This is a genomic window from Rhodococcus sp. (in: high G+C Gram-positive bacteria) (assembly GCF_049591685.1).
In the GTDB taxonomy this organism is placed as follows: Bacteria; Actinomycetota; Actinomycetes; order Mycobacteriales; family Mycobacteriaceae; genus Rhodococcoides.
In genome coordinates, this window is sequence record NZ_JBAWFH010000098.1 from 1 (window position 1) to 17,479 (window position 17,479).

Here is a 17,479-nt window from a genome sequence, read left to right on the forward strand (position 1 = left end):
GCCGCCTCGACCGCGCGGCGGACGACGGCAACGACGCCCTCGTTCGGCTCGAGCGCCGCAACGGCGGCGGCCGAGGACTCCAGGACCGTCACGATGGTTCCCTCGACGGGAACACTGACGACGTCGGCCGCGAGTTGTGCGGCACGGTGCAGTGCACCGCGCACGTCGGTTCCGCTCAGGACGGTACGGTCCGCGGCCGCCTCGGCAAGGGCGCGCATCAACTGCGATGCGATGACGCCGGAGTTGCCTCGTGCGCCCGACACCGCGCCGTGTGCCAGTGCAGCGGTCACGGTGGTCAGGTCGGCCTCCGGCCCGGCGCCGCGCATGCTCTCGACTGCCGCACGCACGGTGAACACCAGGTTGGTACCGGTGTCCGAGTCCGCGATCGGGAACACGTTGAGTTCGTTGATCTCGTCGCACCGATCGGTGAGGCCGTCGACGCATCGGTACGCCCACTGCCGAACCCGGTCGACATCCAGAACCACGTCATCCAGAACAACATCGTCGAGAACCACATCGTTCTGTGCATCGGAGATTGCGCCGGTCACTGCATCGGGGGCATTGCGGTCGCCCACCGTTGCCGACGTGTCGACCGACTCATCCATATCGTCCCATCCCCCCGTTTGTCCAAGCCCCCGTTTGTCCAGCTCGCCGCCCTCGTGCCGCGCATTCCACTGTGTCCATTCGACTGTGTCAAACTGCCAGCGCCGAGCACAGACAGCCTAGACTCGGGACGGCTGCGACGCCGGTCAGCTGCCCCATCGGGGCGCAGTTTGGTGAATCGCAGGCACGCCGCTATTCTTGCAGGGTTGCCCGATGAGGCGCGGCGCTGCTGGTTGTGCGTCCACCCCGTCACCGCAACCGACCACATGTTAACGATCAATCATCTATCAAGGAGTTCGCGACTATGGCTGCCGTCTGCGACGTATGCGCCAAGGGGCCCGGCTTCGGTAAGTCGGTTTCGCACTCGCACCGACGGACCAACCGTCGTTGGAACCCGAACATTCAGACCGTTCACGCTCAGGTTGCCCCCGGCAACTCGAAGCGCATGAATGTCTGCACCTCTTGCCTGAAGGCCGGCAAGGTGGTTCGGGGCTGATCAGGCCCCCGAGACGTAGCATCGACTCTGCCCCGTGACCGATTCGGTCATGGGGCAGAGTTGTCTGCAGACGATGTTGTCGCACCGCCCGCTTTCTGATCTGCGCAGCAAGTTACAGTGCGAAGTGTGACCAGTTTCGAGAGTATCGGCCCTGTCGAGGTCGTCGATGGTGTCCTGAAGATCGTCGTGGCGACAGATGCCGCGGGAACCTCCCTCAGTGGAGCAGCAATGGCGGAAGGTGCTGCCGCTCTCCGTTCGCTGAACAACGGCGAGCTCGCGGCCGGATGCATCCTTCTGGTGGGCAGTGGACCCAACTTCTGTGCGGGCGGCGATGTTCGAGCATTTGCCGCAGCTTCCGACCGCGGTGCATACGTACGGGAAGTCGCGGACGAATTTCATCGTTTCGTCGTCGAATTGTCCGCCGCTACCGTTCCCGTTGTCGCAGGCGTGCACGGCTGGGCTGCCGGCGCAGGTATGTCTCTGGTGTGTCATGCCGACGTCGCGATCGGCGGCCGGGCAACGAAACTCCGCCCTGCCTATCCCGGTATCGGCTTCACCCCCGATGGCGGCCTCACCTGGACGTTGCCGCGCATCGTGGGGAGTGTCCGCGCCCGGGACATCCTGTTGAACGATTCGATCCTGGGCGGCGAGGAAGCGGTTCGACTCGGAATTCTGAGCAGATTGGTCGGCGACGACATCATCGCCACGGAGGCGGAGAGACTCGCGCGGACGTTCGCAGCAGGCCCCACCGCGGCCTTCCAGGCCACCAAAACGTTGCTGGCCGAGTCCGAGTACCGCACGCTGGCCGAACAACTGGAAGCAGAAGCGGTCTCCATCTCTGCGGCTGCGAACAGCCCGACCGGCCGTGAGGGCGTCGATTCGTTCATCGAGAAACGCAGGCCCGACTTCTCCTGACGCAATGAGCTCAGGGCAGTCGCCAGTCGACGGGCCGGTGCCCACCCGCCACGAGTAGTTCGTTGGTGCGGCTGAACGGCTTGGATCCGAAGAAACCGCGGGACGCCGACAACGGCGAGGGGTGTGCCGACTCGATCACGGGTGTATCGCGCAACATCGGCTTCAACGTGGCCGCGTCACGCCCCCAGAGAATAGCGACGAGCCCGGCCGATCGTGCGTCGTCACGGGCGACGAGTGCTTCGATGGCCTGTTCGGTCACCGCCTCCCATCCCTTCTTTCGGTGCGAGGCAGCAAGGCCCGGCTGCACCGTCAGGACTCGATTGAGTAGCAGCACTCCCTGGTCCGCCCACGGCGACAGGTCACCGGTCGACGGGGTTGGAAAGCCCAGATCGTCGGTGTACTCCTTGAAGATGTTGGCCAGGCTGCGCGGAACCGGTTTGACGTCCGGTGCCACCGAAAAGCTCAGTCCGACTGCATGCCCCGGGGTGGGGTACGGATCCTGGCCCACGATCAGAACTCGCACGTCATCGAACGGCCGGGTAAATGCGCGCAGCACGTTCTCCCCCGACGGCAGATAGCTTCGCCCCTGGGCCAATTCGTCCCGAAGCATGTCTCCCATGTTCGCAATTTGCTGCTCGACCGGTTTCAGCGCTGTGGCCCAACCGGTTTCGACGATCTTGCCCAACGGCTGCGCGGTCACTACGTCGATCCTTCACTGTCGTCGTTGTCGTGCACTGCGCCCGATGATCGGCTGCCTTCACGCGGTGGAGCCGACGAGCCCCCACGGGAGAAACTGGACCATCCGGCTGCACCGTCGAACAGGTCGCCGTCGACGGTTACCGTCGAGCGAGCGACTGCGTCCAGTACGCGCCCCACCGCAATCCAGCCGTCGGGCAGAATCACATCGGGCGGGAAGGTGCCTGCGAGGGCATGATCCTCGCCGCCCGTCAACACCCAGGACAGCGCCGAACCGCCCACTTCATCGGCTGCACAGATGATTTCGTCGGCAACGATCATGGCCGAACCGATCACGTCGATCGACACCGCCGACGCCTGCGCGATGTGCCCGAGGTCTGCGAGCAAGCCGTCGGAGACGTCGGTGAGAGAGGTTGCCCCGGCACGCGCGGCAAGGGGGCCCTGCTCGTAATCCGGGGTCGGCACTCGGTGCGCATCGATCAGACCGCGATGGCCTGACACACCTGCCTCGAGCACGGCCAGGCCTGCTGCCGATCGCCCCAGTACGCCTGAGACAGCCACCACGTCCCCTGGCCGAGCGCCCGATCGAAGCACGGCCGATCGTCCTTCCAGGTCGCCGAGGGCGGTGATGGAGACGACGACCGCCTCGGTTTGGACGAGGTCGCCGCCGACGATCGACGCACCGGCTCGGGTCGCTTCCTGCCACAGTCCCTCGTTCAGACCATCGGTGACGTCGATCGGGGTGTCGGCCGGGCACCCCAGCGCGACCAGAAATCCGGTGCAGCGCGCTCCCATGGCGGCGATGTCCGCGCCGTTCTGCGCGATGGCCTTGCGTCCGACGTCGACGGGGCTCGACCAATCGAGCCGAAAGTGCCTCTGCTCGACCAACATATCGGTCGTCACGACCACCCTGGCGTCGGGCGCCGCGACGATTGCCGCGTCGTCACCCGGGCCGAGCACGGTGTGGGCGGACTGCATTCGTCCGCGGGTAAACCGATCGATCACAGCGAACTCGCCGATCTCGGCGACGGTGGGGGTGTGCGATGGGCGTCGAACTTCGCCGGCGTCGATGGGTTTTACCTCTTCTCGGTCACGGTCGGTCGGTCGGTGTCGCGGAGCGCGGCGGAGGCTCGAGGTACCTTTTATCGGCAGTCGGGTTCCCTGGCTCGACTCGAGCACCTGCACGAGACTACCTTTCCTGGACTGGACGAGATGAGCACCGGACACGCAGCCACCGACCCCGACGACGCCGAGAATTCCGCCACGACCGACGCGCCGACGGCTCCCGCGACCGAGAAGAGACACCCGGCCGTCATCGCCACGGCGGTCGCTTTGCCGGTCGCGCTACTCGTGGGAGTTGTCGTCGCGGCGGTCACCGTGTCCGGGAAATCGGTACGGTCACCAGAGGCGCTCGGACCGGTGGAGGCACCCGCGGCCGCCGGCCCCGAGTGCACAACCCTTCTTGGCGCACTCCCAGACGCGCTCGGCGACTACGACATCGCGGAACTGGTCGATCCAGCGCCCGCGGGCGCCCGGGCGTGGGCACCGGACGACGAGACTTCGGACGCCGTCGTTCTTCGCTGCGGTCTGCCACGACCACTCGGCTTCGACGTCGCGGCACCGCTGCAGGTGATCAATGGCGTGCAGTGGTTCGAGGTGTCCGGCGCCGATTCCGGCATCGAGGCGAGCACCTGGTACACCGTCGATCGGCCCGTGTACGTCGCGCTGACGGTTCCGAGCGGGTCGGGCCCCACTCCCCTGCAGGATGCGTCCGACGCGATTTCCTCGGTACTGCCGCAGACGGCTCTGGATCCGGCGCCCCTGCAGTGACGCGCTTTACCGGAGACCGGTGCCGCGAGCTATCGCCGTCTCGATGAGGGTGTCGATCAACGTTCGGTAGTCCACCCCGGAAGCGTTCCACATCTTCGGGAACATGGAGATGGACGTGAATCCGGGCATGGTGTTGATTTCGTTGATGACGGGGCCGTCGTCGGTGACGAACAGGTCGACGCGGGCGAGGCCCTGACAGTCGAGGGCTCGGAACGCGTCGACAGCGATACGGCGGATGGCTTCGCTCGTGTCCTCAGGGAGTACGGCAGGGACGTCGAACTCGCAGACGTCGTCGAGGTACTTGCTGTCGAAGTCGTAGAACGCGTGGTCGTCGGCCGGCGCGTCGGGCATGCGTATCTCGGCCACGACGCTGGCCCGAATCGAGCCGTCGGGGAACTCGAGCACGCCGCACTCGACCTCCCGGCCGCTGATGGCCCCTTCGACGATGACCTTGGGGTCGTGCCGCCGAGCGTGGGCAACGGCGTCGGCCAGCGCCTCCCATGTGGTGATCCGGCTGATACCGATGGACGATCCGCCACGCGACGGTTTGACGAACGCAGGCAGGCCGAGGAAGTCCTGCTGCTCTGCGGTGAGGGATTCGGTACCGCGCCGGAGTACGACCTGCCGCCCGACCGGGAGCCCTTCCGCGGCGAGGAGTTTCTTGGTGAATTCCTTGTCCATGCCCGCTGCGCTGGCCAGGACGCCCGGCCCGACGTAGGGCACTCCAGCGAGTTCGAGGAGTCCCTGGATTGTGCCGTCTTCACCGTAGGCGCCGTGCAACAGGGGAAACACGACGTCCACGGACGCCAATACTGCTCCCGCGTCTGCTCGGTCGAGCGAGACGAGCTGGCCGGCGCGCGTGGGGTCCGCCGTCAAAGCCACTCCGGCCGCGCCCTTGTCGACGCTCGGGAGCTCCCGACCGTGGATGGAGAGAGCCTCGATGTCGGTGGCGCCGAGAACCCACGCACCGTCGGTGGTGATACCGACGGGCACCACCTCGTAGCGTTCGGGATCGATGTGCTGGAGAACACTGCCTGCGGATACGCAGGAGACAGCGTGTTCATTGCTGCGTCCGCCGAAAACAACGGCGACTTTGGTGCGGGTTCGACTCACGGTGATAAACCGTACCGCCCGAGCACCCGTGGCTGTCACGGTCACCCCGCACCGTGGGCAATCGAGACGGTGGTGTCGATTACTCGGGCTTGATGCGCCGCCCGAGCAGGTGCCCCACGGCGTCGGGAACCGACAGGCCCGAGTGACACACCCGATGCACCGCGTCCGTGAGGGGCATCTCCACGTCGTAGCTTTCGGCGAGAGCACGGACCGACGTGCACGACTTGACGCCTTCCGCGACCTGTCCGTGTGCCGCCTCCTGCGCGCTCTCCATCGAACCACCCGCGCCGAGCCGCTCACCGAAGCTGCGATTGCGCGAGAGCGTCGACGAGCAGGTGGCCACCAGATCGCCGACGCCGGCGAGCCCGGCCAGGGTTGCAGGCTTGGCGCCGAGAGCGGTTCCGAGACGGATTATCTCCGCGAGTCCGCGCGTCATGATCGAGGCGAGCGTGTTCTCCCCGTATCCGACACCGCTCGCCATTCCACATGCCAGTGCGATGACGTTCTTGCAGGCACCGCCGATTTCGCATCCGATGACGTCGGAATTGGTGTACGGCCTGAAGTAGCCTGTGGCGCAGGCCTTTTGAATCTCGAGGGCCCGCCGCGAATCCGAGCATGCGATGACGGTGGCCGCCGGTTGGCCTTCGGCGATGGGCCGCGCCAGATTCGGACCCGACAACGACGCGATGCGACTCGGATCGGCGCCGGTCACCTGTGCGATGACCTGACTCATGCGGAGTAACGTTCCAGTTTCGATTCCCTTGGCGAGACTGAGCAGTGTCGATTGGGCCGGAATGAGTTCCGCCCATTCGGCGAGGTTCGCGCGCAGCGACTGCGACGGGACGGCCAGTACCACGATGTCGGCACCGTCCAGTGCGCGTGCGGGGTCGCTCGTGGCCGTGATCGAATCGGGAAGCGTGATCCCCGGAAGGTAGTCCGAGTTCTCGTGCCGCGCGGAGATGACCTCGGCGAGCTCGCCGCGCCGCGCCCACATCGTCACATCGGTACCGGCATCGGCAAGCACCTTGGCGTACGCCGTTCCCCACGATCCGGAACCGAGTACCGCTGCTCTGGTCATACGGCTGCTCTGGTCATACGGCTGCTCCGGTCATACGACAACCACCTTTTCGGTCCCCGAGGTGGACAACACTCGGGATGCGACACTCTGTCGCCGCACCACACTAACGGTCACAGTCGGCCGAAGAGGTCGAACGGCGTCGATGCTCGCGACGCTGGCAGGATCAACTGTCATGAGTACCGCGCACGTGGTGATTGCAGTCAAGGATCTGGCCGCAGCCAAGACACGACTGGCAGATGCCTTCGACGACGCCGACCGTGCACGGCTGGTCGTGGCGATGTTCCGCGACACGGTGATCGCCGCACGAGCCGTAGAATCCGTCGCTGCGATCACCGTGGTCACACCGGATCCAGCCGTGGCCGACGCTGCGGCAGAGCTGGGGGCGCGCGTGATCGAGGAACCGTGTGACCGAAACCCGAACGACTCCGTGGCTCGACTGAACTCCGCTTTCACGGCCGCGGCTTCGCGTGTACGCGCGGAAGGCAACGAGGACATCGTCGCGCTGCAGGCCGATCTGCCGGCCCTTCGGAGCAGCGAACTCGCCGACGCGTACGCCGTAGCACCGGCGGGCGCGAGGTCGGTGGTCAGCGATCATCACGGAACCGGCACTGCGGCATTCATCCTGAGGGGCCGAGCCGAGGAGTTCGCACCCCTGTTCGGGCCCTCGTCCGCGCGGCGTTATCGCGAATCCGGAGCACACGGATTGGACGGGGACTGGCCCGGGCTGCGACTCGACGTCGACACCATCGACGACGTACGGCAGGCGTTCGCTCTCGGTGTCGGAGACGCCACGGCGGCCGTTCTGCGATCGCTCGGCTGGTAACCCACGTCTGCGCGGACGTCGAACACAATTCGTCGATCCGAGTTTCAACGACACTCGTAATGGGGGATGATCGACGCGTGAGCAACAGCGAACTCCAGGCCGAAGAATCCGGATCGACCACCGCCCCCGGGGGCAGCGACGCCGGCGGGTCGGTCCCCCTGCCCGTGACCACCGTCCCGGCCGACCCTGCTGCTCTGCCGGCAGCGACGCGGCCCCACATGCTCGACGCCGAGGACGCATTGCCCGAAAACCGTTATCTCAACCGCGAATTGAGCTGGCTCGATTTCAATTCGCGCGTGCTCGCCCTCGCCGAGGATTCATCGCTCCCGTTGCTCGAACGCGCCAAGTTTCTCGCAATCTTCGCCTCCAACCTGGACGAGTTCTACATGGTTCGCGTGGCGGGCCTCAAGCGTCGCGACGAGACCGGTTTGTCGGTGCGCTCCGCCGACGGCCTCACCCCGCGCGAACAGCTCGCTCTGATCGGCCGGAGAACGCAGGAGTTGGCCCGGCGTCACGCACGGGTTCTGCTCGACGCGATTCTTCCCGAACTCACGGCGGTCGGTATCGAGATCATCCGATGGTCCGATCTCGACGCCGACGAACGCGCGCGCCTGTCGACCTATTTCCACGAGCAGGTGTTCCCGGTGCTGACCCCGCTCGCCGTCGACCCTGCTCACCCGTTCCCCTACATCAGCGGCCTGAGCCTCAATCTCGCTGTGACGGTCAAGGATTACGCAACCTCCGGTGAGCACTTCGCGCGCGTCAAGGTGCCGGACAACGTCGACCGGTTCGTTCGGGTGCGCAGAGGCGACGCAGACCAGAGCGTCGATGCGTTCCTGTCGATGGAAGAGGTGATTTCCGCTCACCTCGACGTGCTTTTCCCCGGAATGGATGTGGTGGAGAGCCACGCGTTCCGGATCACGCGCAACGCCGATTTCGAGGTCGAGGAAGACCGCGACGAGGACCTACTGCAAGCGCTGGAGCGCGAATTGGCGCGCCGTCGATTCGGTTCGCCGGTTCGTCTCGAAATTGCCGACGACATGACCGAGCACATGCTCGAACTGCTCCTGCGGGAGTTGGACGTCGATCCCGGTGACGTCATTCAGGTTCCGGGTCTGCTCGACCTGTCGTGCCTGTGGCAGGTGTACGGCGTCGACCGCCCCAACCTCAAGGATGCGCCGTTCGTTCCCGCGACCCACCCGGCGTTCGGTGAACGCGAAACCCCCAAGAGCGTTTTCTCGACGCTGCGTGACGGTGACGTCCTCGTGCACCACCCGTACGATTCGTTCTCCACGAGCGTGCAGCGATTCATCGAGCAGGCGGCCGCCGACCCGCAGGTGCTGGCGATCAAGCAGACGCTCTACCGCACGTCCGGCGACTCCCCGATCGTGAATGCTCTGGTGGACGCGGCAGGTGCGGGCAAGCAGGTGGTCGCCCTCGTCGAGATCAAGGCCAGGTTCGACGAGCAGGCCAACATCGAGTGGGCCCGTAAATTGGAAAAGGCCGGAGTCCACGTCGTGTACGGCCTCGTCGGGCTCAAGACGCACTGCAAGACATGCTTGGTGGTCCGCCGCGAAGGTTCGGTCATCCGTCGCTACTGCCATATCGGAACCGGAAACTACAACCCGAAGACCGCGCGTACCTATGAAGATGTGGGCCTGTTGACGTCGTCGCCCGAGATCGGCGCCGACCTCACCGATCTGTTCAATTCGCTCACCGGGTATTCGCGAAAGACCAGTTACCGCAATTTGCTCGTCGCCCCGTACGGCGTTCGGCGCGGGATCGTCGAACGCATCGAAGCCGAAATCGAGCACCAGCAAGCCGGGCGTTCGTCGGGAATTCGCTTGAAGGCGAACGCACTCGTCGACGAACAGGTGATCGACGCCCTGTACCGGGCATCGGCAGCCGGTGTTCCCGTTGAGGTCGTCGTGCGCGGAATCTGTGCTCTCAAGCCGGGCGTACCCGGATTGAGCGAGAACATCCGGGTCCGTTCCATCCTCGGCCGCTTCCTCGAACACTCCCGAGTGCTGAATTTCCGTGGATCGGACGAATTCTGGATCGGCAGCGCGGACATGATGCATCGAAACCTCGACCGGCGCGTCGAAGTGATGGCGCAGGTGAAGGATCGGACACTGACCAAGCAGCTCGACGACATCTTCGAGTCGGCACTCGACCCGACCACACGGTGCTGGATCCTGCAGCCCGACGGTGGCTGGACGGCGTCCCCCGCAGAGGGTCAGAACGTGCGGGAGCACCAGGTCGAGCTCATGCGTGGTCGGCGAAACCAGGGATCCTGATGTCGGGCGGAGACAACTCGTTGCGCGCGAACATCTTCGCCGCGGGCGCAGTGTTGTGGCGCCGTCCCCCCGGCGGTGGAACGGTGGCCGATCCGGCCGATGCGACGGTCGCGATCGTCCACCGCCCGAAGTACGACGATTGGTCGTTTCCGAAAGGGAAGATCGATCCCGGGGAGTCGACGGTCGATGCTGCCGTCCGAGAAGTGTCCGAGGAGACCGGCTTCGACGCCAAGCTCGGGCGTTACCTGTCGAAGGTGACGTACCCGATCGTCGGACATCGGAGAACGAAAAAGGTCGACTACTGGGTCGCCGAGGCACGAGACGGCAAGTTCGAACCGAACGACGAAGTGGACGAACTTCGGTGGGTCTCGCCTGTGGAAGCCGGCGCGCAGCTGTCGTATCCGATGGACCGTAAAATACTGCGGCGGTTTCTCAAGCAGCCCCCGGACACCGACACCGTTCTACTCGTGCGACATGCCAAGGCCGGTCAACGGTCGCGCTACAAGGGCGACGACGCACTCAGACCGCTCGACGCAGTGGGCAGGATTCAAGCCGAGGCACTCGTCTCGCAACTGCTGGCATTCGGTGCGGACTCCGTGCACGCAGCCAACCGGCGTCGCTGCGTGCAAACCGTGCAGCCGCTGGCCGATCGCCTCGCGGAGCAGATCACCCTCGAACCGCTGCTGTCCGAGGAAGGATACTGGGACGCTCCCGACGAGGCTCGTCGCCGTGCAGTGGAAATCGCATCACTGGGCGGCGTTCGTACCCTGTGCAGTCAGGGCAAGGTTATTCCGAATCTGCTGCAGTGGTGGGCCGATAGGGACGGCGTGAAGCTGCCCCCCAACCGCAATCGCAAGGGCAGCGTTTGGGTGCTGTCGATGTTCGACGGCAAGTTGATCGCAGCGGACCACTTGGCCAGTCCGTTGCCGGTCGTACCCGCCGAGAACTGAACGAAACCGAAAACAGGGCCCCGACGTCGTGCCGTCGGGGCCCTGTTACGTGCTGGTCGAGATCACTTGCGTGCAGTGCGCTTTGCCGGAGCCTTCTTCGCTGCGGTCTTCTTGGCTGCAGTCTTGGCCGGAGCCTTCTTCGCAGCGGTAGCGGTGGTGGTCTTCTTGGCCGCCGTCTTCGCGGGAGCCTTCTTGGCTGCGGTGGTGGTCTTCTTCGCCGCCGTCTTCGCGGGAGCCTTCTTGGCTGCGGTGGTGGTCTTCTTCGCCGCGGTCTTGGCCGGAGCTGCCTTCTTGGCGGCGGTCTTGGCCGGAGCTGCCTTACGCGCGGTGGTCTTCGCCGGAGCTGTCTTCTTCGCAGCGGTGGCGGTGGTCTTGCGTGCGGTGGTCTTGACGGCTGCCTTCTTGGCAGCTGTCTTCTTCGCTGCGGCAGTCTTCTTGGCAGGTGCCGACGCGGATCCACGCTTGACGGCGGGGCCGGTCGCGGGCAGCTTCTGGCCGCCGGCGATAACTGCCTTGAACTGTGCACCCGGGCGGAAAGCGGGAACGTTGGTCGGCTTCACCCGAACGGTTTCACCGGTCCGCGGGTTGCGAGCGACGCGAGCTGCACGACGACGCTGTTCGAATACACCGAATCCGGTGATGGTGACGCTTTCGCCACGGTGAACGGCGCGCACGATGGTGTCGACGATGTTCTCGACAGCCTCTGTGGCGCTCCGCCTGTCGGACCCCAACTTCTCGGTCAGGGCGTCGATCAGCTCTGCCTTGTTCATGGATTTCCTCCGCAAATATTGTGGTCCATCGTCGGACCGACTACTACAACGGTAAACCCCAAGACGTCAAGAGTCTATGCGCCACGCCAATTCTCATTCGGCGTGGCGGAATGTTTTACCGCCGCAATGCGTGTCGGAGGCCCCCGAGGGTCAGCTTTCCGAGGGCTCTTCGATGCGCTCGGGAAGCGTCGTAGGTTTCCATGAAGGCCTTGCCTTTTCGAACGCCGTAATGGCCTCTACCTGGCGCAACGTCAATCCGATGTCGTCGAGACCCTCCAGCAGACGCCATCTCGTGTAGTCGTCAATGGCGAAGCGCACCACCAAGGTTCCAGCCGTTACGGACTTCTCGACGAGGTCGACCGTAATTTCCAAACCGGGCTGCTCTTCGAGCGCTTTCCAGATCAATTCGACGTCGCTCTGTTCGACCTGAGCCGCCAGCAGCCCCGACTTTCCGGCGTTTCCACGGAAAATATCGGCGAATCGTGACGCGATGACTACGCGAAAACCGAAGTCCGATAGCGCCCACACGGCGTGCTCCCGGGAGGAGCCTGTCCCGAAGTCGGGACCTGCCACCAGAACCGAACCCCTGTCGTACGGGGCGTTGTTGAGGACGAAATCGGGATTGTTACGCCACGCGGCGAAAAGTCCGTCCTCGAAACCGGTGCGCGTCACCCTCTTCAGATAGACGGCCGGAATTATCTGATCGGTGTCCACGTTCGACCGACGAAGCGGTACACCGATTCCTGTGTGGCGGGTGAAGGGTTCCATCGAAAATACTCCTACGCTCGACGAGTTTGTTAGACGACTTCGCGCGAATGAATCAGGCGAGGTCTGCCGGTGAGGACAGCGTTCCGCGGACGGCCGTGGCTGCCGCGACCAGAGGCGAAACGAGATGGGTCCGGCTCCCCTTCCCCTGCCGCCCTTCGAAGTTTCGGTTGGACGTCGATGCCGAGCGCTCCCCCACGGCAAGCTGATCGGGGTTCATTCCGAGGCACATCGAGCATCCCGCTTGACGCCATTCGGCTCCTGCTGCGGTGAAGATCTCGCCCAGACCTTCCTTCTCGGCCTGCGCCCGCACCCTCATCGATCCCGGAACGATCAGCATGCGGACGCTGTCGGCGATCTTCCGACCGGTGAGAACTTCTGCCACGGCACGAAGGTCTTCGATCCGACCGTTGGTGCACGATCCGACGAACACCGTGTCGACCGGCACTTCGCGCAGCGGGGTGCCTGCCTCCAGTCCCATGTATTGCAACGCCTTCTCGGCAGCGACCTTGTCGCCCTCCTCGGTGAACGACGCCGGATCGGGTACTCGGTCCCCGAGTGGTGCGCCCTGTCCGGGATTGGTACCCCAGGTGACGAACGGGGTCAGCGTCGAGGCGTCGATGTGGACCTCGTTGTCGAAAACGGCATCGGGATCGGTCTTCAGTTGCTCCCAGGAGGCGACGGCCGCATCCCAGTCTTCGCCCCGCGGTGCATGCGGCCTGCCCTTGATGTAGTCGTACGTGATCTCGTCGGGCGCGATCATTCCCGCGCGGGCACCCGCTTCGATCGACATGTTGCAGATGGTCATTCGGGCTTCCATCGACAGTTTCCTGATGGCTTCGCCGCGGTACTCGAGGACGTAGCCCTGACCGCCACCCGTCCCGATCTTCGCGATGACGGCGAGAATCAGGTCCTTGCTCGTGACTCCGGGAGCCAGTTCACCGTCGACCGTGATCGCCATCGTCTTGAACGGACGAAGCGACAGCGTCTGCGTGGCCATCACATGTTCGACCTCACTGGTACCGATACCCATGGCGATCGCGCCGAAAGCTCCGTGGGTCGAGGTATGACTATCGCCGCAGACCACCGTCATACCCGGCTGCGTCAGTCCGAGTTGCGGACCGATGATGTGCACGATGCCCTGATCCAGGTCGCCCATGGGATACAGCCGGACGCCGAACTCCTCGCAGTTGCGGCGCAGTGTGTCGACCTGGGTGCGCGAGACCAGATCTGCGATAGGAGAGAAGATGTCGGCCGTCGGCACGTTGTGATCTTCGGTTGCAATGGTCAGATCCGGTCTGCGAAGCGGGCGATCGGCCAGGCGCAATCCGTCGAACGCCTGCGGGCTCGTGACTTCGTGAACGAGATGCAGATCGATGAAGATGAGATCCGGCTCGCGGGATCCCCCTTCTCCGCCGCCGCGGACGACGACGTGCTGATCCCATACCTTCTCTGCCAGTGTGCGTGCTGTGCCGGCCATGAAAGAACACCAACCAATCCTCTAGTGCGTCGCGCCGGTGGACCGAGGGCTTGCCCACGTCGCGTTTGCCCGTCGATATCGGCGCCCCGCGGATCTCCGGTACCCGTTGGGCCTGCGAATGTGCATTCCCACTATGCGAGACGTTAATATCGACCTATGAGACAGCATAGCGGCATCGGCGTTCTCGACAAAGCCATGGGTGTTCTGTACGCGGTAGCCGAAGAACCCTGCACGCTCGGTGATCTCTGCATCCGCACCGGTCTGCCGCGCGCGACTGCACATCGACTGGCCGTGGGTCTCGAAATTCACCGATTACTGACCCGGGATGCCAACGGACTGTGGCGGCCCGGCCCAGGTTTGGCAGAACTGGCCGCGACAGCCTCCGACACTCTGCTCGAAGCAGCGGGCTCCGTCCTCCCCCGCCTCAGGGAGATCACCGGCGAGAGCGTCCAGGTCTACCGTAGAGAAGGAACTGTTCGGGTCTGTGTCGCATCGATGGAGCCTCCGACGGGACTGCGCGACACCGTACTGGTCGGTGCTCGACTGCCCATGACTGCGGGATCCGGTGCCAAAGTTCTGCTCGCATGGGCCGACTCGCACACCCAGCGCGCTGTCCTCCCCGATGCAGAGTTCGGTGAGCGCGTCCTCGCCGAGGTGCGCCGACGCGGCTGGGCGCAGAGCGCAGGCGAGCGCGAACCCGGTGTCGCGAGCGTCGCGGCACCGGTTCGTGATGCCGCGGGAACCGTGGTTGCGGCCGTGTCCGTCTCGGGGCCGATCGACCGAATCGGCCGCAGGCCCGGTGCGCGGTGGGCAGCAGACCTCCTCGCCGCGGCCGAAGCGATACACAAGCGCCTGTGAGCCACGCCAGGGCAACGCTCCGTCGCGGATGGACGGATATCGCACGGTGAATCGGCGGGTATCTGCTAAGCAGAACACCGTGGGAACAAACCAGCGTGCACAGATCACGATGACAGACGCCGAGATCGCAACCTTTCTCGAGCGGAGCCGAATTGCCAACCTGGCCACCCTGGGACGCGACGGTGCACCGCACCTCGTTGCCATGTGGTACGCCCTCATCGGCGGTGAGGTGTGGTTCGAAACCAAATCGAAATCCCAGAAAGCGGTCAACATCCGCCGCGACCCCAGAGTCACGATCCTCGTCGAAGATGGCCACACCTACGACACCCTCCGCGGCGTCTCCATCGAAGGGCGGGCGGAAATCGTCGATGATCCCGAATCGGCCCATGCAGTGGGAGTGAGCGTATGGGAGCGCTACACCGGTCCGTATTCCGAGGACGTGCGGCCGTTCGTCGAGCAGATGATGAACAAGCGGGTCGCGATTCGCCTCACGGCGGCGCGCGTGAGGTCCTGGGACCATCGCAAGCTCGGGCTGCCCGAAATGCCGCTGGGAGGTTCGACGGCGCCCTACCTGCACGGAGGAAAGCCCACGCAGTGAAAACCGGGTGAAGCGCTCGCCCTGGGTGCGGTACGTTCGCCTGTGTCACCGACGTGTGAGGAGCGATCATGACCGATTCGAACGAAGACATGAAGAAGAAGTTCCGCGAGGCACTGGAAAAGAAGAATCACAGGTCGACACTGTCGACCGATCACAAGGACGGCGGGCCGAAGGTGGGCAATGCGCACGGCCCGGCCGATCATCAGAAGATGTTCCGACGCAAGAGCGTCTGACGTCATACGCAAGAAAAGAGAAACCCTCCCGTTCGAAGAACGGGAGGGTTTCTCGTACGTAGCCCCGACGGGATTCGAACCCGCGCTACCGCCTTGAGAGGGCGGCGTCCTAGGCCGCTAGACGACGGGGCCAGGATCTTTCGCTTCAGTACAACTTCGACCCTGAAAATCTGGATCGAAGCTCGGCTAGCTTAACCAACCGACGCCCGGCAACAAAATCGCCTCCGAACGCTTGCTGGGGTACCAGGACTCGAACCTAGAATGGCGGTACCAGAAACCGCTGTGTTGCCAATTACACCATACCCCAATGACCGTTACCGGGGTTCACATCTTCTCGATGTTCACCGCGTTTCGAGCCGGGATAGAGACTATCAAAGGACACCCATGTTTCTCCAAATCGCCTGGTCGCAACCGGCGCATCGGGCCCTCCGAGTATCGGGACCCGGTTACATCACGCCCGCACCACAGGCGAAGACTCGGTCGTTGTGAACATCGCGAGCAGAGCAACGTGAGAATGGTGCTGGCCGCCGGGGCCGACGGGGCCACCCTGTTGCCAGTCAGCGAAGACGGGGCACCGGCAGGTGAACCCGTGCACTGCACCGACGTGGCCGAGACTGTGGCCCGCGTCGAATGCACCGAGCAGCCCCGCTGGGTGTGGGACAGCACGGCTCGAACGTACGCACCGCTCCTGCGAGCGGGGGTGCGTGTCGCGCGCTGTCACGATCTTGCGCTGGTCGGGGCGATACTCGCCGTACGAGGAGGCCGGCAGCCGGAGCCGAATTCCATCGATGTCGACGACCGCCCCGGGCTGTTCGACGCCCACCACTACCCCAGACCAGATTCACTGGCGCAGCGGCATCGTGAGCAGGCGTCCGCAATCGCCGACTCCTCCGACCTGCGCCTGCTGTGCGCGGCCGAGTCGGCAGGGGGGCTGGCCGCCGCCGAGATGAGCCAGGACGGACTGCCGTTCTCGTCGGACACTCACGATCGGTACCTTCGCGCAGCTCTCGGCCCTCGTCCGGCCGAGGGCAATCTGCCTGTCGCGCTCGTCGAGCTCGAGGGCCGGATCGGTGCCGCGTTCGGTCGACGGGTGAATCCCGCTTCGCACGTCGAGGTGGTGGCGGCATTCACTCGCGCCGGGATCGACGTGACGTCCACGCGTGCGCACGTACTGCAACACATCGATCACCCCGCCGTCCCACTGCTTCTTCGCTACCGTGATCTGTCCAAATTGTTCAGTACCAACGGATGGGCCTGGGCGGATGCGTGGGTCAGCGGCAACAGGTTTCGGCCCGTATACGTGCCAGGCGGCGTCGTTTCCGGCCGTTGGGCAAGCCGGGGCGGCGGCGCGCTGCAGATACCGAAACCGTTGCGCCGCAGTGTCATAGCGGATCCGAATCATCAACTCGTCATCGCCGACGCGGGCCAACTCGAGCCGCGCATTCTCGCGGCGATGTCGCGTGACCCCGACATGATGGACGCGGCAGGGTCGGACGATCTGTACGCGCCCGTCGCCGCGGCGGCATTCGGCGGTGACCGTAGCAAGGCCAAGGTGGCGATACTGGGGGTCCTCTACGGCGCCACCGCTGGCGAATCCCGCTCGCTTCTCACGCTGCTGCGTCGACGCTTTCCGCGTGCGGTGGACTTCGTCGAGAAGGCAGCCCGGGCGGGTGAGCGCGGCGAAGTGGTGCATTCATTGCTCGGCCGGGCCTGTCCGCCGCCGACCGCCGACTGGTGGTCGCAGGGAGACGCACACGCTCGCGGAAGGTTCACTCGCAACTTCGTCGTCCAGGCAACGGCGTCGGAGTGGGCGCTGTGCCTTCTTGCAGACCTGCGACGACGCCTGGCCGAAGATCCGGCCGCGGGCGAATTGGTGTTCTTTCAACACGACGAGGTGGTCGTGCACAGCAGCAATCCCGACGCCGCTGCGGAGCACGTCACCGGCGCAGCGGCGGCCGCCACACGGCTTTTGTT

Annotated in this window: 18 protein-coding genes and 2 tRNA genes; 10 read left to right on the forward strand and 10 right to left on the reverse strand. The window is 64.8% G+C overall.

From position 1 onward, the window contains the following. Nucleotides 1-605 (reverse strand): DAK2 domain-containing protein (locus tag WBQ44_RS04390; RefSeq protein ID WP_495565516.1); only part of this gene is annotated, 605 nt, incomplete at its 3' end. Between the two features lie 302 nt (nucleotides 606-907). Between WBQ44_RS04390 and rpmB the strand changes: the two genes are divergently transcribed. Together rpmB and WBQ44_RS04400 are read left to right on the forward strand one after the other, a co-directional pair. Then, nucleotides 908-1,099: a 50S ribosomal protein L28 gene (gene rpmB / locus WBQ44_RS04395; RefSeq protein WP_008717389.1), complete on the forward strand. Its 192-nt coding sequence runs from the start codon at nucleotides 908-910 to the stop codon at nucleotides 1,097-1,099. A gap of 126 nt (nucleotides 1,100-1,225) precedes the next feature. Beyond that, entirely contained in the window at nucleotides 1,226-2,014 is a 789-nt protein-coding gene (locus WBQ44_RS04400; protein WP_495565517.1) for an enoyl-CoA hydratase-related protein, read from the forward strand. A gap of 10 nt (nucleotides 2,015-2,024) precedes the next feature. On the opposite strand, the gene WBQ44_RS04405 is transcribed toward WBQ44_RS04400, so the two are convergent. Both WBQ44_RS04405 and WBQ44_RS04410 read right to left on the reverse strand, forming a co-directional pair. Continuing rightward, entirely contained in the window at nucleotides 2,025-2,714 is a 690-nt protein-coding gene (locus WBQ44_RS04405) for a uracil-DNA glycosylase (protein ID WP_495565518.1), read from the reverse strand. Next, the gene (locus WBQ44_RS04410; RefSeq protein ID WP_495565531.1) at nucleotides 2,714-3,781 is read right to left on the reverse strand and encodes a thiamine-phosphate kinase; all 1,068 of its coding nucleotides are present in this window, start codon (nucleotides 3,779-3,781) and stop codon (nucleotides 2,714-2,716) included. Before WBQ44_RS04410 ends, WBQ44_RS04405 begins: the two co-directional genes overlap by 1 nt. 141 nt (nucleotides 3,782-3,922) lie before the next feature. On the opposite strand from WBQ44_RS04410, the gene WBQ44_RS04415 reads away from it, so the two are divergent. Beyond that, nucleotides 3,923-4,540, forward strand: a complete 618-nt coding sequence (locus WBQ44_RS04415; protein WP_495565519.1) for a DUF3515 domain-containing protein — start codon at nucleotides 3,923-3,925, stop codon at nucleotides 4,538-4,540. Nucleotides 4,541-4,546: 6 nt separating this feature from the next. On the opposite strand, the gene WBQ44_RS04420 is transcribed toward WBQ44_RS04415, so the two are convergent. Both WBQ44_RS04420 and WBQ44_RS04425 read right to left on the reverse strand, forming a co-directional pair. Further along, nucleotides 4,547-5,653, reverse strand: coding sequence for a D-alanine--D-alanine ligase family protein (locus WBQ44_RS04420; RefSeq protein WP_495565520.1), 1,107 nt, complete (start codon nucleotides 5,651-5,653; stop codon nucleotides 4,547-4,549). Nucleotides 5,654-5,732: 79 nt separating this feature from the next. Then, nucleotides 5,733-6,731: an NAD(P)H-dependent glycerol-3-phosphate dehydrogenase gene (locus WBQ44_RS04425; protein ID WP_495565521.1), complete on the reverse strand. Its 999-nt coding sequence runs from the start codon at nucleotides 6,729-6,731 to the stop codon at nucleotides 5,733-5,735. Between the two features lie 172 nt (nucleotides 6,732-6,903). Between WBQ44_RS04425 and cofC the strand changes: the two genes are divergently transcribed. From cofC to WBQ44_RS04440, 3 genes are read left to right on the forward strand one after another with little or no spacing between them, the layout of a single operon-like run. Next, nucleotides 6,904-7,554: a 2-phospho-L-lactate guanylyltransferase gene (gene cofC, locus WBQ44_RS04430; protein WP_495565522.1), complete on the forward strand. Its 651-nt coding sequence runs from the start codon at nucleotides 6,904-6,906 to the stop codon at nucleotides 7,552-7,554. A 59-nt stretch (nucleotides 7,555-7,613) separates the two neighbouring features. Then, the gene (locus WBQ44_RS04435) at nucleotides 7,614-9,851 is read left to right on the forward strand and encodes an RNA degradosome polyphosphate kinase (protein ID WP_495565523.1); all 2,238 of its coding nucleotides are present in this window, start codon (nucleotides 7,614-7,616) and stop codon (nucleotides 9,849-9,851) included. Beyond that, nucleotides 9,851-10,801 carry an NUDIX hydrolase gene (locus WBQ44_RS04440; protein WP_495565524.1) on the forward strand — a complete coding sequence of 317 codons (951 nt, stop codon included), beginning with the start codon at nucleotides 9,851-9,853 and terminating at the stop codon, nucleotides 10,799-10,801. Before WBQ44_RS04435 ends, WBQ44_RS04440 begins: the two co-directional genes overlap by 1 nt. A gap of 62 nt (nucleotides 10,802-10,863) precedes the next feature. On the opposite strand, the gene WBQ44_RS04445 is transcribed toward WBQ44_RS04440, so the two are convergent. The 3 genes from WBQ44_RS04445 to leuC all read right to left on the reverse strand — a co-directional run bounded on the left by WBQ44_RS04445 (nucleotide 10,864) and on the right by leuC (nucleotide 13,816). Beyond that, complete coding sequence (locus tag WBQ44_RS04445; protein ID WP_495565525.1) at nucleotides 10,864-11,571, reverse strand: HU family DNA-binding protein; 708 nt, start codon at nucleotides 11,569-11,571, stop codon at nucleotides 10,864-10,866. A 150-nt stretch (nucleotides 11,572-11,721) separates the two neighbouring features. Then, nucleotides 11,722-12,339, reverse strand: coding sequence for a 3-isopropylmalate dehydratase small subunit (gene leuD, locus WBQ44_RS04450; RefSeq protein ID WP_495565526.1), 618 nt, complete (start codon nucleotides 12,337-12,339; stop codon nucleotides 11,722-11,724). Between the two features lie 52 nt (nucleotides 12,340-12,391). After that, on the reverse strand, nucleotides 12,392-13,816 hold the full coding sequence (gene leuC, locus WBQ44_RS04455; protein ID WP_495565527.1) for a 3-isopropylmalate dehydratase large subunit: 1,425 nt from the start codon (nucleotides 13,814-13,816) through the stop codon (nucleotides 12,392-12,394). Between the two features lie 156 nt (nucleotides 13,817-13,972). On the opposite strand from leuC, the gene WBQ44_RS04460 reads away from it, so the two are divergent. From WBQ44_RS04460 to WBQ44_RS04470, 3 genes are all read left to right on the forward strand, one after another. Next, nucleotides 13,973-14,674, forward strand: coding sequence for an IclR family transcriptional regulator (locus WBQ44_RS04460; protein WP_495565528.1), 702 nt, complete (start codon nucleotides 13,973-13,975; stop codon nucleotides 14,672-14,674). A 79-nt stretch (nucleotides 14,675-14,753) separates the two neighbouring features. After that, on the forward strand, nucleotides 14,754-15,272 hold the full coding sequence (locus tag WBQ44_RS04465) for a pyridoxamine 5'-phosphate oxidase family protein (protein ID WP_495565529.1): 519 nt from the start codon (nucleotides 14,754-14,756) through the stop codon (nucleotides 15,270-15,272). 68 nt (nucleotides 15,273-15,340) lie between these two features. Continuing rightward, complete coding sequence (locus tag WBQ44_RS04470; protein ID WP_495565530.1) at nucleotides 15,341-15,505, forward strand: DUF5302 domain-containing protein; 165 nt, start codon at nucleotides 15,341-15,343, stop codon at nucleotides 15,503-15,505. A gap of 59 nt (nucleotides 15,506-15,564) precedes the next feature. Here the strand turns inward: WBQ44_RS04470 and WBQ44_RS04475 are convergent. Further along, nucleotides 15,565-15,637: transfer RNA gene (locus tag WBQ44_RS04475), tRNA-Glu, on the reverse strand. Between the two features lie 103 nt (nucleotides 15,638-15,740). Then, nucleotides 15,741-15,812, reverse strand: a tRNA-Gln gene (locus tag WBQ44_RS04480). Nucleotides 15,813-16,019: 207 nt separating this feature from the next. Between WBQ44_RS04480 and WBQ44_RS04485 the strand changes: the two genes are divergently transcribed. Further along, nucleotides 16,020-17,479, forward strand: a 1,460-nt coding sequence (locus tag WBQ44_RS04485; protein WP_495565532.1) for a bifunctional 3'-5' exonuclease/DNA polymerase, incomplete at its 3' end; no start/stop codon positions are given.